Source organism: Xanthomonas prunicola (assembly GCF_025266575.1).
GTDB classification, from domain to species: domain Bacteria; phylum Pseudomonadota; class Gammaproteobacteria; order Xanthomonadales; family Xanthomonadaceae; genus Xanthomonas; species Xanthomonas prunicola.
The window spans coordinates 5,171,217-5,189,279 of the sequence record NZ_CP096142.1; the positions used below are offsets into that span (position 1 = coordinate 5,171,217).

1 protein-coding gene (cut by a window edge) is annotated in these 18,063 nt (G+C 68.0%); it reads left to right on the top strand.

Annotated features, from left to right (window positions below; translation table 11 throughout):
* A protein-coding gene (locus M0D43_RS21985) for a non-ribosomal peptide synthase/polyketide synthase (protein WP_260807630.1) crosses the window boundary here: on the top strand, window positions 1-18,060 show its 3' portion. 4,317 nt of this gene lie to the left of the window's left edge; only the last 18,060 of its 22,377 coding nucleotides appear in the window; the start codon falls outside the window, past its left edge; the stop codon is at window positions 18,058-18,060.
* The last annotated feature ends 3 nt before the right edge of the window (window positions 18,061-18,063 follow it).

The following is an 18,063-nucleotide window of genomic DNA, read 5'->3' on the forward strand; positions in this document are numbered from 1 at the left end:
CGCAGCGACGTCCTGCCCGGCCCGGCCCGCGATGCCAAGTACGACCTGGACCTGGATTTGCGGCTCGAAGGCGGCTGCATCGTCGGCAGCCTGCGTTTCGCCACGGCGCTGTTCGATGCCGACACGATCCAGCGGCAGTGGGACAGCTTCGATGTCCTGCTCGATGGCATCCTCGGCGACGCGCAGGCGCGGGTAAGTCGCTTGCCGCTGCTCACCCCTGCACAGCAGCAACACCTGCAAGCCGTCCATGCTGGCGATCGTGCCGGCGACCCATCTACGTCCGATCCGGACAACGTAGCGCAGTGGTTCGCTCAGCAGGCCTTGGCCATACCGCAAGCCATCGCCTTGGTCTGTGGCGATGCCACGCTCAGCTACCAGCAACTGGACTGTCGATCCAGCCAGTTGGCGCACCGGCTGATCGCGCTGGGCGCGCGCCCCGACAGCTGCGTGGCGCTGTGCCTGCCACGCGGCATCGCCCAGATCGTGGCCGTGCTGGCCGTGCTCAAGGCCGGCGCCGCGTATCTGCCGCTGGAGCCCAGCCAGCCCGACGAACGCCTCGCCGCGGTGCTGGCCGACGCTCGCCCGTCTCTGCTGATCGTCCACGACGCCGGCAACGCTGGCTGGGCAGTGAATCCGGCGACACCGGTGCTGGCCATCGACGCAGAGCAGGCCGCCGCCGCGGCCTATCCGGACCACTCACCGGTCCTGCCCCAGCACCCGCAGCAACTGGCCTACGTGATCTACACCTCCGGCTCCAGCGGCCGGCCCAAGGGCGTGATGGTCGCGCACCAGGGCCTGAGCGTGCGCCTGCGGGACCTGATCCACACCTACCGGCTAGGCCCACAGGATCGCGTGCTGCAATTCGCCACGCTGGCCTTCGATGCCTCGGTCGAGGAAATCTTCGGCGCCCTGTGCAGCGGCGCCACCCTGGTGCTGCGCGACGACACCTGGCTCGATACCGACAGGTTCTGGCAACACTGCGCGCAGGCCGGCATCACGGCTGTCGATCTGCCGACCCGCTTCTGGGCGCAACTGTGCGCACAGTCGCTGCAGATCCCCGCCTGCGTGCGCCAGGTCATCGTCGGTGGTGAAGCGCTGACGCCAGCCATGCGGCAACGCTGGCTGCAGGGCACCCGCACGCCGCTGCTGGACACCTACGGCCCGACCGAAGCCATCGTGGTGGCCACCGTCCAGGCCGTGGCCGCCGACGCCCCCATCGGCATCGGCCGTCCGCTCAGCGCCACGCGCGCGTATGTGCTGGATCGTGCCGGCCACGCACTGCCGATCGGCGCGTGCGGCGAACTGCATCTGGGCGGCCTGGCGCTGGCGCGCGGCTATCTCGATCGTCCCGACCTGACCGCCGAACGCTTCGTCCCCGACCCGTTCGCCCGCCGCTCCGGCCAGCGCATGTACAGGACCGGCGATCTGGCCTGCTGGCGCGCCGACGGCACCCTGGACTTCCTCGGCCGCACCGACCGCCAACTCAAACTGCGCGGCTTCCGCATCGAACTGGGCGAGATCGAAGCGGCGTTGCTGGCCTGCGCCGGCATCGACGATGCGCTGGTACTGGCGCGCGAGGATCGGCACGACGACCAGCAGTTGGTCGCCTATCTGATCGGCCAGGACATCGCCGTGTCCACCGTGCACGCGACCCTGCGCGACCGCCTGCCGGACTACATGCTGCCGGCCGCCTATGCGGTGCTGGCGTCCTGGCCGCTCACCGCCAGCGGCAAGCTCGATCGCGCCGCATTGCCGGACCCGCATGCGCAGGCCCTGGACGCGCAGGCCTATGCCGCTCCCGAGGGCGAACAGGAAGTGTTGCTTGCCGCGCTGTGGCGCGAGGTGCTGGGCGTCGAACGCATTGGCCGCCGCGACAGTTTCTTCGCCCTGGGCGGGCATTCGTTGCTGGCCGTGCGCCTGGTCTCGCGCATCCGCAGCACCCTCGGCCTGGAACTGCCCTTGGCCACGCTGTTCGCCCAGCCACGCCTGGCTGCTATGGCACAGGCGCTGGTCAGCGCCACAGCCAGTACCCTGCCGGCCATCGGGGCGCTGCCGCGTCCCGACACGCTGCCGCTGTCGTTCGCGCAGCAACGGCTGTGGTTCCTGTCCCAGCTCGACGCGCGTGCCGCACAGGCCTATCTGCTGGCCGGTGGGGTCGACCTGCACGGTGAACTGGATCTGCCCGCCCTGCAACGGGCGTTGGATCGCATCGTCGCCCGCCACGAAGCCTTACGCACCAGTTTCGTCTCCATCGACGACGGCGCGACTCAGATCATCGCACCGCCGGAAATCGGCTTTGCGCTGCATTGCATCGATCTGCGGCAGTCAGCAGATCCTTGCGCCGAGGCCCAACGCCACGCCGAACAGGAGGCCAGCACCGCCTTCGATCTGCAACATGGGCCGCTGATCCGCGGCCGCCTGTTGCGCCTGGCCGAACACGAACATCGCCTGCTGGTGACGATGCACCACATCGTCACCGATGGCTGGTCGATCGACCTGTTGTTGCGAGAACTCAGCGCCCTGTATGCCGCCTTCACCCAGGGCCAGCCCGATCCGCTGCCGCCGCTACCGATCCAGTACGCCGACTACGCCCTGTGGCAGCGCCGCTGGCTCGACGGGCCGGTGCTGCAGCGCCAGCGCGAGGTCTGGGTCGAGCACCTGCACGATGCCCCGGCCCTGCTGGAGCTGCCGACCGATCGGCCGCGTCCGCCGCTGCAGGACTACCGTGGCTATAGCCTCGACATTGCACTCGATGCCGAACTGACGGCGGCCGTGCGCGCATTGAGCCAGCGTCACGGCACCACCGTGTTCATGACCGTACTGGCCGCCTGGGGTGTGCTGCTGGCGCGCCTGTCCGGACAGGATCAGGCGATCATCGGCACCCCGATCGCCAACCGTACCTGCAGCGAGCTGGAGCTGTTGATCGGCTTCTTCGTCAATACCCAGGCACTGCGCATCGACCTGCGTGCCAAGCCGTCGGTTGCCGACCTGCTGGCCCAGGTCCGCGCCACCGCCCTGGCCGCGCAGGACCACCAGGATCTGCCCTTCGAGCAGGTCATCGAAGCGCTCAACCCCGAGCGCAGTCTCGGCCATCACCCCGTCTTCCAGGCCATGCTGGTGTGGCAGAACAAGGCGGAAGCCGCGCTGGATCTGCCCGGCCTGCAGATTCGCCCGCTGGAGCAGGCAAGCTCCAACGCCAAGTTCGATCTGCAATTGACCTTGCAAGCGCAGGATGCGCGTATCGTCGGCCAGCTCACCTATGCCACCGCGCTGTTCGAGCGCAGCACGATCGAGCGCCACCTGGCCCAGTTCGTGACGCTGCTGCACGGCATGGTCGCCGACGACAGCACGCGCGTGGATCGGCTGCCCTTGTCGAGCGCGCTCGAGCGCAAGCAATGGCTGCATACCCTCGCCAGCCAGCATGCGGCCTTCGACGACGAACGCTGCCTGCCCGCCGTGTTCGAACAGCAGGTCGCCCGCACCCCGCAGGCCATCGCGCTGGTCGATGGCGACAACGCACTGTCTTATGCCGAACTCGATGCCCGCGCCAACCAACTCGCCCATCACCTGATCGCGCGCGGCATCGGCCCGGAGGACCGTGTCGCGCTGTACCTGCAACGCGGTATCGATCTGGTCGTGGCGCTGCTGGCCGTGCTCAAGGCCGGTGCCGCCTATCTACCGCTGGATCCGGCCTATCCCACCCAGCGGCTGGCTTTCATGCTCGACGATGCGCAGCCGCGCCTGCTGCTCACCCACGCTGCGCTGGCCGCTGGTCTGCCCTCAGAGACCGGCATCGCCACCGTGGTGCTGGATGATGCTTTGGCGTGGAGTCAGCAGCCTTCCCACGCACCGCAGCGCAACGATCTGCTGCCGCAGCATCCGGCTTACGTCATCTACACCTCCGGCTCCACCGGCACTCCCAAGGGCGTCGTCGTCGCCCACGCCCAGGTGGTGCGCCTGTTGCACGCCACTCGTGCCTGCGTCGCTCCCACTGCCGAGGATGTCTGGACCCTGTTCCATTCCTGCGCCTTCGACTTCTCGGTCTGGGAGCTGTGGGGCGCACTGGCCCATGGTGGTCGACTGGTCGTGGTGCCGCAGCACGTTGCGCGCGACCCGGCCGCCTTCCATGCCCTGCTCTGCCAGCAGCACGTCAGCGTGCTCAATCAAACGCCCAGCGCGTTCCAGGCGCTGCTCGAGGCGCAGCGCCATAGCCAGGTGCAACACCATCTGCGGCTGGTGATCTTCGGTGGCGAAGCGCTGCAACCGGCCAGTGTGTCCACGTGGTTCGCACAACACGGTCAGCGCACCGCGCTGCTCAACATGTACGGCATCACCGAAACCACGGTGCATGTGACCGCGCATGTCCTCACCAACCAGGATGTCACGCGCGCCGACCTCAGCCCGATCGGCGCGCCGCTGGCCGATCTGCGCGCCTATGTGCTGGCAAGCGACGGCCAGTGCCTGCCGATCGGCGTGGCCGGCGAACTGCACGTGGCCGGCGCTGGCCTGGCGCGCGGCTATCTGGGCCGTCCGGGATTGACCGCCGAACGCTTCGTGCCTGACCCGTTCGCCGAGAAGCCCGGTGAGCGCATGTACAAGACCGGCGATTTGGCCCGTTGGCAGGCTGATGGCAGCCTCGCGTATCTCGGCCGCAACGACGAACAGGTCAAGCTCCGCGGCTTCCGCATCGAACTCGGTGAGATCGCCGCGGCCTTGCGCGGCTGCGACGGCGTGCGCCAGGCCGTGGTCATCGCCCGTGAAGACGGTACGGGCGGCAAGCGCCTGGTCGCCTATCTGGTCGGCGAAACCAATGTCCTGCTCAATGCCGACGCGTTGCGCACCGAACTCGGCGCACGTCTGCCCGACTACATGCTGCCGGCCGCCTATGTGCCGCTCGCTGCGTTGCCACTGACCGCCAACGGCAAGCTCGATCGCCGCGCACTGCCCGCCCCCGATGCCGATGCGCTCGCCACCCTGGTCTATGAGGCTCCCGAAGGCGAACGCGAACAGGCTCTGGCTGTGCTGTGGAGCGAGCTGCTCGGCGTCGAACGCGTCGGTCGCCACGACAACTTTTTCGCCCTCGGCGGACATTCGCTGTTAGCCGTGCGGCTGATCTCGCGTGTCCGCACCTCACTCGGCCTGGAATTGCCCCTGGCCACGCTGTTCGCCCAACCGCGTCTGGCCGATCTGGCCCAGGCCACCGACAGCGCCGCCGCCAACACCCTGCCGGCCATCATGCCAGCCGACCGTGGTCAACCGCTGCCGCTGTCCTTCGCCCAGCAGCGGCTGTGGTTCCTGGCCCAGCTCGACGTCCAGGCTGACCTGGCCTATTTGATGCCCAACGGTCTGCGCCTGCGCGGTCGGCTAAATCGCGACGCCCTGCGCCAGGCGCTGGACCGCATCGTCGCCCGCCACGCCACCTTGCGTACCCGCATCGCCCTGCACCAGGACGAACCGGTGCAGATCATCGACGCCGAGGACATCGGCTTCCGGCTCTGCGAACACGATCTCAGCGCCTGTCCCGATCCCGAACATCAGGCGCAACGCCACGCCGAACAGGAAGCCCAGACCCCCTTCGACCTGGCCCGCGACACCCTGGCCCGCGGCCAGCTACTGCGCCTGGGCGAGGACGACCATGTCCTGCTCCTCACCCTGCACCATCTGGTGTCCGATGGCTGGTCCATGGCCCTGCTGGTCCGCGAACTGAGCACCCTCTACGCCGCCTTCGCCCAAGGCATCCCCGATCCGTTGCCGTCATTGCCACTGCAATACGCCGATATCGCCGTGTGGCAGCGCCGCTGGATCAGCGGCCAGGTCCTGCAACGCCAGCGCGAGTTCTGGGTCGAGCACCTGCAGGACGCACCGCCCCTGCTGGAGCTGCCCACCGATCGGACTCGCCCACCGAGACAGGACTATCGCGGCGAGATGGTGGAATTCGTCCTCGACGCCGAATTGACCGCGGCACTGAAAACCCTGAGCCAGCGCCACGGCACCACGCTGTTCATGACCCTGTTCGCGGCGTGGGGCATGCTGCTTTCGCGCCTGTCCGGCCAGGATCAGGTGGTCATCGGCACCCCGGTGGCCAATCGCCACCGCAGCGAGTTCGAACCGCTGATCGGCCTGTTCGTCAACACCCAGGCCCTGCGTATCGACCTACGCGGCAATCCATCGCTTGCGGACCTGTTGGCCCAGGTCCGCGCCAACGCGCTGGCCGCGCAAGCGCATCAGGATCTGCCTTTCGAACAGGTCATCGAAGCGCTCAACCCTGCGCGTGGTTTGGCCAATCATCCGGTGTTCCAGGTCATGTTTGCCTGGCAGAACACGCCCGACACTGACATCCTCCTGCCGGGGCTGGAGCTGCACCCAATGCAGCAAATGCTGGCCGTGCGCAAGTTCGACCTGGACTTGACGCTCGAAGAACGGCACGGTCGCATCGTCGGCAGCCTGGGCTACGCCACGGCGCTGTTCGATCGCAGCAGCATCGACCGCCACCTGGCCCAGTTCGTGGCGCTGCTGGGCGGCATGCTCGCCGACGACAGCGTCCGCGTCGCTCGGCTGCCGCTGTTGCCGGCTGGCGAACATGTCCAGTTGCAAGGCTTCAATGTCACCGCGAACGACCTGGGCGGCAGCGGCTATCTGCACCGCCAGATCGAAGCGCAGGCGCAACGCACGCCGCAGGCCATCGCCGTGGTGGAAGCGCACGTGGAGCTCACTTACGCCCAGCTCGATGCGCGCGCCAATCGACTTGCCCATCACCTGATCGCGCTGGGCGTGGCGCCCGAGGACCGCGTGGCGCTCTGCCTGCCGCGCAGTCTCGATCTGATCGTGGGGCTGCTGGCCGTCCTCAAGGCCGGCGGCGCCTATCTGCCGCTGGAGACCGATGTGCCGCCGGTTCGCCTGGACGGCATGCTCGCCGATGCGCGGCCAAGCGTGTTGCTCGCCCATCGCGCCACTGCTGCGCTGCTGACGCCACACGACGACCTGCACACCGTGCTGCTGGATGCCGAACCGGCTGCATGGACCTCGGCTCCCGCACACGTCCCGATCGTGACGGCGTTGCACCCGCAGCATCCGGCCTACGTCCTCTACACCTCAGGCTCCACCGGAAAGCCGAAGGGAGTGATCAACACCCATGCTTCCATCGACAACCGCCTGCAGTGGATGCAGCAGCACCTGCAGCTGCAACCGGAGCAGCGCGTGTTGCAGAAGACCCCGATCGGCTTCGACGTCTCGGTCTGGGAACTGTTCTGGCCGCTGCGCGTAGGCGCGCGTCTGGTGCTGGCGGAACCGGGCGGCCACAAGGATCCGGCCTATCTGATCGACCTGATCGAACGGACCGGCGTCGACACCGTGCACTTCGTGCCGTCGATGCTACGGGTGTTCCTGGATGTCTTACCGCAAGGCGCATGCGCCAGCCTGCAGCGCATCGTCTGCAGCGGCGAAGCCTTGCCGGTGGATCTGGCCAGCACAGTCCGCGCACGTCTGCCGCAGGCGCGCCTGTACAACCTCTACGGCCCGACCGAAGCGGCGGTGGACGTCAGCGTCTGGGAATGCACCGAGGCCGACACACACAGCGTGCCGATCGGCCGACCGATCGCCAATACGCAATTGCACGTACTCGATGCACAGCGGCAACGCTCGCCCATCGGCGTGTCCGGCGAACTGCAGATCGCCGGCGTGCAGCTGGCGCGCGGCTATCTGGGTCGCCCGGACCTGACCGCCGAACGCTTCGTCCCCGATCCGTTCGCCGACCAGCCCGGCCAGCGCATGTACCGCACGGGCGATGTGGCGCGCTGGCGTGCCGACGGCGCGCTGGAGTACCTGGGCCGCAACGATCACCAGGTCAAACTGCGCGGCGTGCGCATCGAACTGGGCGAGATCGCAGCCGCCTTGCGTGGCTGCGACGGCGTGCGCGAGGCGGTCGTCATTGCCCGCGACGACACCGGCGAACCGCGCCTGATCGCCTATCTGGTCGGCGACGCGAAACACCTCGCGGCCGACGCACTACGCACGCAACTGGCCGCACGTCTGCCCGAGACCATGCTGCCCAGCGCCTACGTGCCGCTGGACGCGCTGCCGCTGACCGCCAATGGCAAGCTCGATCGCCGTGCACTACCGGCGCCGGATGCCGATGCGCTGGCGACGCAGACCTACCTCGCCCCCGACGGCGAGCGCGAAACCTTGCTCGCCGCACTGTGGAGCGAGCTGCTCGGCGTCGAACGGATTGGCCGTCACGACAGTTTCTTCGCCCTCGGCGGGCATTCGCTACTCGCCGTGCAACTGGTCTCGCGCCTCCGCAACGCGCTGGGGCTGGAACTGCCGTTGGCCGCGGTGTTCGCCCAACCGCGCCTGGCCGATCTGGCCCACGTCCTGGCCGGCGCCGCCGCCAGCACCCTGCCGGCCATCGTGCCGGCCGAGCGCGGCCAACCGCTGCCGCTGTCCTTCGCCCAGCAGCGGCTGTGGTTCCTCGCCCAACTCGACGTCCAGGCCGACCTGGCCTATTTGATGCCCAACGGCCTGCGCCTGCGCGGCAAGTTGGATCGCCACGCCCTGGTCCAGGCGCTGGACCGCATCGTCGCCCGCCACGCCACCTTGCGCACCCGCATCGCCCTGCACCAGGACCAACCGGTCCAGATCATCGACGCCGAGGACATCGGCTTCCGGCTCTGCGAACACGATCTCAGCGCCTGTCCCGATCCCGAACATCAGGCGCAACGCCACGCCGAACAGGAAGCCCAGACCCCCTTCGACCTGGCCCGCGACACCCTGGCCCGCGGCCAGCTACTGCGCCTGGGCGAGGACGACCATGTCCTGCTTCTCACCCTGCACCATCTGGTGTCCGATGGCTGGTCCATGGGCCTGCTGGTCCGCGAACTGAGCACCCTCTACGCCGCCTTCGCCCAAGGCATCCCCGATCCGTTGCCGCCGCTGCCACTGCAGTACGCCGATATCGCCGTGTGGCAGCGCCGCTGGATCGGCGGCCAGGTCCTGCAACGCCAGCGCGAGTTCTGGGTCGCTCAGTTGCAGGACGCACCCACCCTGCTTGCGCTGCCCACCGACCGGCCGCGACCCGCGCTGCAGGATTCCCGTGGCGACACGGTGGCATTCGCCTTGGACACGGAGTTGAGTACGGCACTGAAGGCGCTCAGCGAGCGCCATGGCACCACCCTGTTCATGACCGTGCTCTCCGCCTGGAGCGTGCTGTTGGCACGCCTGTCCGGCCAGGACCAGGTGGTCATCGGCAGCCCGGTGGCCAACCGCCATCGCAGCGAGTTCGAACCGCTGATCGGCCTGTTCGTCAACACCCAGGCCCTGCGTATCGATCTGCGTCGCAATCCGTCCGTCGCCGAATTGCTGGCCCAGGTCCGCGCCACCGCACTGGCGGCCCAGGACCATCAGGATCTGCCCTTCGAGCAGGTTATCGAAGCGCTCAATCCCGAACGCAGCCTGGCCCACCACCCGGTGTTCCAGGTCATGTTCGCGTGGCAAAACGCTGCATCGGCCGACCTGAGCCTGTCTGGCATCCGCCTGCAGCCTCTGCAGTCGCAGGGCCACAACGCCAAGTTCGATCTGGAACTCTTTTTGGGCGAGGACGAGGACCAGGACTGCATCGTCGGCAGCCTGGGGTACGCCACGGCGCTGTTCGATCGCAGCAGCATCGACCGCCACCTGGCCCAGTTCGTGGCGCTGCTGGGCGGCATGGTTTCCGCCGACCCTGCACACATCGCGCAATTGCCGCTATTGCCGCCAATCGAACGGGCGCAACTGCAGCGTTTTAATGCCACCGAAGCCGACCTGGCCGACACCGGCCATCTGCACCGCCAGATCCAGGCGCAGGCGCAACGCACGCCGCAGGCCATCGCGCTGGTCGACGGCGAAGGCGAACTGACCTATGCCGCGCTCGACGCACGTGCCAATCAACTCGCCCATCATCTGATCGCCCTGGGCGTTGGTCCGGACGTGCGTGTCGCGGTCTGCCTGCCGCGCGGCGTCGACCTGGTCGTCGCCTTGCTGGCCGTGCTCAAGGCCGGCGGTGCCTATGTACCGCTGGACCCTGTCTATCCGCCCGCACGCCTGGACTTCATGCTCCAGGACAGCGCGGCGCGCTGCCTGCTCACCCACACCGCGCTGGCCGATCTGCTGCCGGGCAATCAGCTCGCGCGCGTCTGCATGGACGACACCGCCAGCTGGGCGATGCACCCCGCGCACACCCCGGCTAGGCAGGACGTCAGCCCGCACCACCTGGCGTATGTCATCTACACCTCCGGCTCCACCGGACACCCCAAGGGCGTGATGATTTCCCATCACGCGCTGACCCAGTTCCTGGCCGCGCTGCAGATCCAACTGCCGCTGTCGCCCGAGGACCGCCTGCTGGCGGTCACCACCGTCTGCTTCGATATCGCCGGCCTGGAACTGTTCGCCCCCTTGGTCCATGGCGCGCGCGTGGTCATCGCCGGCGACCAGGCGCTCCAGGATCCGGCCTACTGGTCGCAGTTGCTGGACCGGCACGCCATCTCCGTGCTGCAGGCCACCCCGGCGTTCTGGCAGATGCTGCTGGACGCCGGCTGGCAGAGCCGGCCGGGACTGCGCCTGCTCTGCGGCGGAGAAGCCTTGCGCCCGGATCTGGCGCAGCGCCTGCGCGTCGGTGGCGGCCAGTTGTGCAACCTGTACGGCCCGACCGAGGCCACCATCTGGGCCAGCCTGCACCCGGTGCTTGGCGACGACCCCGGCAACGTCGTGCCGCTGGGCCGGCCGCTGGCCACGACCCGCCTATGGGTGCTCGACCCCTCTCACCAGTTGGTCCCACTGGGCGTGGCCGGCGAGCTGTACATCGCCGGTGCGCAACTGGCGCGCGGCTATCTGGGTCGCCCGGACCTGACCGCCGAGCGCTTCGTCCCCGATCCCTTCGCCGAGCGACCGGGCGAGCGCATGTACCGTACCGGCGACCTGGCGCGCTGGCGCGCCGACGGCGTGCTGGAGTCGCTCGGCCGCAACGACGAACAGGTCAAGATCCGTGGCTTCCGCATCGAACTGGGCGAGATCGAAGCGGCCTTGCGCGCCTGCGATGGCGTGCGCCAGACCGCGGTCATCACCCGTGAAGACGGTACGGGCGGCAAGCGCCTGGTCGCCTATCTGGTTGTCGACGACGAGGTCGTCCTCAACGCCGACGCGTTGCGCACCCAGCTCGGCGCACGTCTGCCCGACTACATGCTGCCGGCCGCCTATGTGCCGCTCGCTGCACTGCCGCTGACCGCCAACGGCAAGCTCGATCGCCGCGCACTGCCCGCCCCCGATGCCGATGCGCTCGCCACCCAGGTCTATGTGGCTCCCGAAGGCGAACGCGAAACGTTGCTGGCTGCGCTGTGGAGCGAACTGCTCGGTATCGAACGGGTCGGCAGGCACGACAGCTTCTTCGCCCTCGGCGGACATTCGCTGTTGGCCGTGCGGCTGATCTCGCGGATTCGTACCGCACTCGGCATGGAATTGCCCCTGGCCACGCTGTTCGCCCAACCGCGTCTGGCCGATCTGGCCCAGGCCACCGACAGCGCCGCCGCCAGCGCACTGCCGGCCATCGTGCCGGCCGAGCGCAGCGGGCCGCTGCCGCTGTCCTTCGCCCAGCAGCGGCTGTGGTTCCTGGCCCAACTCGACGTCCAGGCTGACCTGGCCTATTTGATGCCCAACGGTCTGCGCCTGCGCGGCAAGTTGGATCGCCACGCCCTGCGCCAGGCGCTGGACCGCATCGTCGCCCGCCACGCCACCTTGCGTACCCGCATCGCCCTGCACCAGGACGAACCGGTGCAGATCATCGACGCCGAGGACATCGGCTTCCGGCTCTGCGAACACGATCTCAGCGCCTGTCCCGATCCCGAACATCAGGCGCAACGCCACGCCGAACAGGAAGCTCAGACCCCCTTCGATCTGGCCCACGACACCCTGGCACGCGGCCAACTGCTGCGCCTGGACGAGGACGACCATGTCCTGCTCCTCACCCTGCACCATCTGGTGTCCGATGGCTGGTCCATGGGCCTGTTCATGCACGAACTGAGCACCCTCTACGCCGCCTTCGCCCAAGGCCTGCCCGATCCGCTGCCGCCGCTGTCACTGCAGTACGCCGATATCGCCGTATGGCAACGCCGCTGGATCGGCGGCCAGATTCTGCAACGTCAGCGCGACTTCTGGGTCGAGCACCTGCATGACGCACCCACCCTGCTTGCGCTGCCCACCGATCGGCCACGACCGGCGCAGCAAGATTCCCGCGGCGATATCGTGACATTCGCTTTGGACACGGAGTCGACCGCAGCACTGAAGGCGCTCAGCGAGCGCCACGGCACCACCCTGTTCATGACCGTGCTCTCCGCCTGGAGCGTGTTGTTGGCACGCCTGTCCGGCCAGGATCAGGTGGTCATCGGCAGCCCGGTGGCCAACCGCCATCGCAGCGAGTTCGAACCGCTGATCGGCCTGTTCGTCAACACCCAGGCCCTGCGTATCGACCTGCGCGGCAATCCCTCGCTTGCAGAGCTGTTGGCCCAGGTCCGCGCCAACGCGCTGGCCGCGCAAGCGCATCAGGACCTGCCCTTCGAGCAGGTCATCGAAGCACTCAATCCCGAACGCAGCCTGGCCCACCACCCGGTGTTCCAGGTCATGTTCGCGTGGCAAAACGCTGCATCGGGCGACCTGACCCTGTCCGGCATCCGCCTGCAGCCTGTGCAGTCGCAGGGCCACAACGCCAAGTTCGATCTGGAACTCTTTTTGGGCGAGGACGAGGACCAGGACTGCATCGTCGGCAGCCTGGGCTACGCCACGGCGCTGTTCGATCGCAGCAGCATCGACCGCCACCTGGCCCAGTTCGTGACGTTGCTGCGCGGCATGCTCGCCGACGACAGCGCATGCGCCGTGCAACTGCCGCTGCTGCCGGACGACGAACAGGCGCAGTTGCAAGGCTTCAACGCCACCGCCACCGACCTGGACGGCACCGGCTACCTGCACCGCGCCATCGAAGCGCAGGCGCAGCGCACGCCCGACGCCATCGCCGTGGCCGATGACCACGACACGCTCAGCTATGCCGAGCTCGATGCCCGCGCCAACCAGCTCGCCCATCACCTGATCGGGCTGGGCGTTGTGCCGGAAAGCAGCGTCGCCGTGTGCCTGCCGCGCGGTATCGACCTGGTCGTCGCACTGCTGGCGATCCTCAAGGCCGGTGCGGCGTACCTGCCGCTGGACAACGACGTACCGGCCGCGCGCCTGGACACCATGCTCGCCGATGCACGGCCCCGCGTGCTGCTGGCCCATCGTCAGACCGCGGCACTGCTAGAGCAATGCGCTGATCGGCACAGCGTGCTGCTGGACGCCGACGCCGCGTTGTGGGCCTGCGCTTCCACGCAGGCCCCCAAAGTGGCACTACACCCGCGGCATCCGGCCTACGTCATCTACACCTCAGGCTCCACCGGAAAGCCGAAGGGAGTGATCAACACCCATGCTTCCATCGACAACCGCCTGCTGTGGATGCAGCAGGCGCTGCAGCTGCAACCCGACCAGAGCGTGTTGCAGAAGACCCCGGTCGGCTTCGACGTGTCGGTCTGGGAACTGTTCTGGCCGCTGCGCGTAGGCGCGCGTCTGGTGCTGGCGCAACCGGGTGGTCACAAGGATCCGGCCCATCTGATCGACCTGATCGAACGGGCCGGCGTCGACACCGTGCACTTCGTGCCGTCGATGCTACGGGTGTTCCTGGATGTCTTACCGCAAGGCGCATGCGCCAGCCTGCGGCGCATCGTCTGCAGCGGCGAAGCCTTGCCAGCGGATCTTGCCCACGGCGTACGCCAGCGCCTGCCACACGCCCGCCTGTACAACCTCTACGGCCCGACCGAAGCGGCGGTGGACGTCAGCGTCTGGGAATGCACCGCGGCCGACACCAGCTGCGTGCCGATCGGCCGACCGATCGCCAATACGCAATTGCACGTACTCGATGCACAGCGGCAACGCTCGCCCATCGGCGTGTCCGGCGAACTGCAGATCGCCGGCGTGCAGCTGGCGCGCGGCTATCTGGGTCGCCCGGACCTGACCGCCGAACGCTTCGTCCCCGATCCGTTCGCCGACCAGCCCGGCCAGCGCATGTACCGCACGGGCGATGTGGCGCGCTGGCGTGCCGACGGCGCGCTGGAGTACCTGGGCCGCAACGATCACCAGGTCAAACTGCGCGGCGTGCGCATCGAACTGGGCGAGATCGAAGCCGCCTTGCGTGGCTGCGACGGCGTGCGCGAGGCGGTCGTCATTGCGCGTGCCGATACTCCTAGTGAAACACAGCTGGTTGCCTATCTCGTCGGCGACACGCTAGCCGTGACCCCTGCGCTGCTGCGCACCCAGCTCCGCACACGCCTGCCCGACTACATGCTGCCGGCTGCCTACGTTCACCTCGATGCCCTGCCGCTCACCCCGAACGGCAAGCTCGACTCCCGCGCCCTGCCGGCGCCGGACGATCAGGCGCTGGACCGGCACGCCTATGCCCCCCCGCAGGGCGAACTCGAACACGTGATGGCTGCGCTCTGGAGCGAGCTGCTCGGCATCGAACAGGTCGGCCGCAACGACGACTTCTTCGCCCTGGGCGGGCACTCGCTGCTGGCGGTCAAACTGATCGAACGCCTGCGCCGGCTCGGCTGGCGGTTGGATGTGCGCAACCTGTTCAGCACGCCGACCCTGGCGAGCCTGGCGGCAGGGTTGGCGGCGGCCTCAGACGTCATCGTCCCGCCCAACCGCATCACTCCAGCCTGCACCCGCATCACGCCCGAGCTGCTGCCGCTGGTCGAACTGACCCAGGCCGAGATCGACACGGCCGTGGCCACTGTCGCCGGCGGGGTGAGCAATGTGCAAGACATCTATCCTCTGGCCTCGCTGCAGGAAGGCCTGCTCTTTCATCATCTGTCCAATCCGCTCGCCGACCCCTATCTGCATTCTGTCCTGCTCAGTTTCCCGTCCCGCGATCAGCTGGATGCCTTCCTCGACGCGCTCGATCATGTCGTCGCCCGCCATGACATCCTGCGCACCGGCTTCGCCTTGCAAGGCCTGCCTGCACCGGTGCAGCTGGTCTGGCGCCAGGCCACGCTCGCGCGTCGCCTGCATGTCTTCGACGGACCCGATCCTGCCGCTGCGTTGCAGGCGTGGATGCACGCACCGGCAGCCGCGCTCAGCGTGCAGCACGCGCCGCTGATCCATGCACATCTGGCCCACGACCGCGCCGCCGGATGCTGGCTGCTCGGCCTGCAACACCATCACCTGGTGATGGACCACACCACCTTGGAACTGGTCATCGAGGAAGTGCAGGCGCACTTGAGCGGAAGGCAGCAGCATCTGCCCGCGCCACTGCCGTTCCGCGATTTCATCGCCCACGCGCGCAACGGAATTTCCGAGCAGGAGCACCAGGCCTTCTTCACTGAGATGCTCGGCGATATCGACGCGCCCACCGCGCCGTTCGGCGCGCTCGCTCCGGTGCACGGCCTAGCCCCGCTGGAACGGATCCAGCGGCAGCTGCCCGCAGCGCTGGCCCATACTGTGCGCGTGCAAGCACGACGCCATGGCGTCAGTGTCGCCAGCATCTTCCATCTGGCCTACACCCTGCTGCTGGCCCGCAGCAGCGGCCGCGACGAGGTGGTATTCGGCACCGTGCTGTTCGGCCGCATGCACGCCAGCGCTGGCGCGGACCGCGTGCTGGGCATGTTTCTCAACACCTTGCCGATCCGCCTGGGCGGTGCACACGGCAGCGTCCTGCACGCCGTGCGTCATACCCAGCTGTGCCTTGCCCGCCTGCTGCACCACGAACATGCGCCGCTGGCGCTAGCCCAGCGCTGCAGCCGCCTCGATCCGGCACTGCCGCTGCTCAACGCCTTGCTCAACTACCGCTATGCCGGTGGCAGCAACGTCCTGAGTACAACACAGGATGATCCGTTGCAGGACGTGCAGCAGATCGCAGGCCAGGAGCGCACCCACTATCCGCTGGCGGTGTCGATCGACGACCACAGCGAAGCAGGAGGCTTCTGGCTCGACGTGCAATGCGTGCAAGACATCGGCGCCGAGCGCATCGCCACCATGCTGCAGCAGACCCTTCACGTGCTGGTCCAGGCGCTGGAGCAGGCACCGCAAACCGCACTGCGTGCCCTGGACCTGCTGACGGAGGAGGAACGCGCCAGCGTGCACGCGCTGTCCCGCAGCAAAGCGACATATGCCGACAACCGTTGCCTGCACAGCGTGTTCGAAAAGCAGGTCGCGCAGGCACCGCAGGCCATTGCCGTGGTGCACGAGGACCTGGCGCTGAGCTATGCCGACCTCGACGTACGCGCCAACCAGCTCGCCCACCACCTGATTGCCCACGGCATTGGACCGGAAGACCGCGTGGCGCTGTTCCTGCAACGCGGCATCGACCTGGTCGTGGCAGTGCTGGCCGTGCTCAAGGCCGGTGCCGCCTACCTGCCGCTGGACCCGGTCTATCCCGCCCAGCGGCTGGCCTTCATGCTCGACGATGCGCAGCCGCGCCTGCTGCTGGCCCACCGCGAACTGGCTGCCACGCTGCCCACAGACGCCCGTATCGCCACCGTGTGGCTGGATGCCGAGGCCGACGCCTGGGCGCAGCAGCCGGCGCACGCACCGCAGCGCACCGACCTGCGGCCGCAACATCCGGCCTACGTCATCTACACCTCCGGCTCCACTGGCACGCCCAAGGGCGTGGTCGTGGCCCATGCCCAGGTGGTGCGCCTGCTGCACGCCACTCGCGCCTGCGTCGCGCCGACCGCCGAGGACGTCTGGACCCTGTTCCACTCCTGCGCCTTCGACTTCTCGGTCTGGGAACTCTGGGGCGCGCTGGCCCACGGCGGCCGCCTGGTCGTGGTCCCGCAGCACACCGCGCGCGATCCGGTCGCGTTCCATGCCCTGCTCTGCCAGCAACGCGTCAGCGTGCTCAATCAGACCCCCAGCGCGTTCCAGGCGCTGCTCGAGGCGCAGCGACACAGCGACTTGCAGCACACCCTGCGCTTGGTGATCTTCGGTGGCGAAGCGCTGCAACCGGCCTCCCTGGCGCCGTGGTTCGCCCAGCATGGCCGGCGCACCGCGCTGATCAACATGTACGGCATCACCGAGACCACGGTGCATGTCACCGCGCATGCGATCACCGAACACGATGTCGCCCGCGCTGATCTCAGCCCGATCGGCACACCACTGGCCGATCTACGCGCCTATGTGCTGGCATCCGATGGCAGGTGCCTGCCGATTGGCGTAGCCGGCGAACTGCACGTGGCCGGCCCCGGCCTGGCCCGTGGCTATCTGGGCCGTCCCGGCCTGACCGCCGAACGCTTCGTGCCCGATCCGTTCGCCGACCAACCCGGTGAGCGCATGTACAAGACCGGCGATCTGGCGCGTTGGCGTGCCGACGGTAGCCTGGAATATCTGGGCCGCAACGACGAGCAGGTCAAGCTCCGCGGCTTCCGCATCGAACTCGGAGAAATCCAGGCAGCCTTGCGCGGCTGCGACGGTGTGCGCCAGGCCGCCGCCGTCGTCCGCGAGGACAACACCGACGACAAGCGTCTGGTCGCCTATCTGGTCGGCGATGCCGATGTTTCGCTCGACACCGACGCATTGCGCACCCAGCTCGGTACGCGCTTGCCCGACTACATGCTGCCGGCCGCCTATGTGCAGCTCGCTGCGCTGCCGCTGACCGCCAACGGCAAGCTCGATCGCCGTGCCCTGCCGGCGCCGGACGCCGACGCGCTCGCCATGCAGGCCTACATTGCCCCGGAAGGAGAGCTTGAAACGCAACTGGCCGCGCTGTGGAGCGAACTGCTCGGCATCGAAAGAGTCGGTCGCCACGACAGTTTCTTCGCCCTTGGCGGACATTCGCTGCTGACGGTGCGCTTGTCCGCAGCGATTCGCCAAAACCTGCAATGCGATGTGCCGATCCAAAGCTTGTTCGCGCAAGCGACGCTGCAGCAGATGGCCTATCTGGTTCTGCGCACGCGTCTGGAGCAACTGCAAGCCGCAGACGCTGCGGACCTTCTCTCCAAAGCCAAACTGGAACGCTAAACC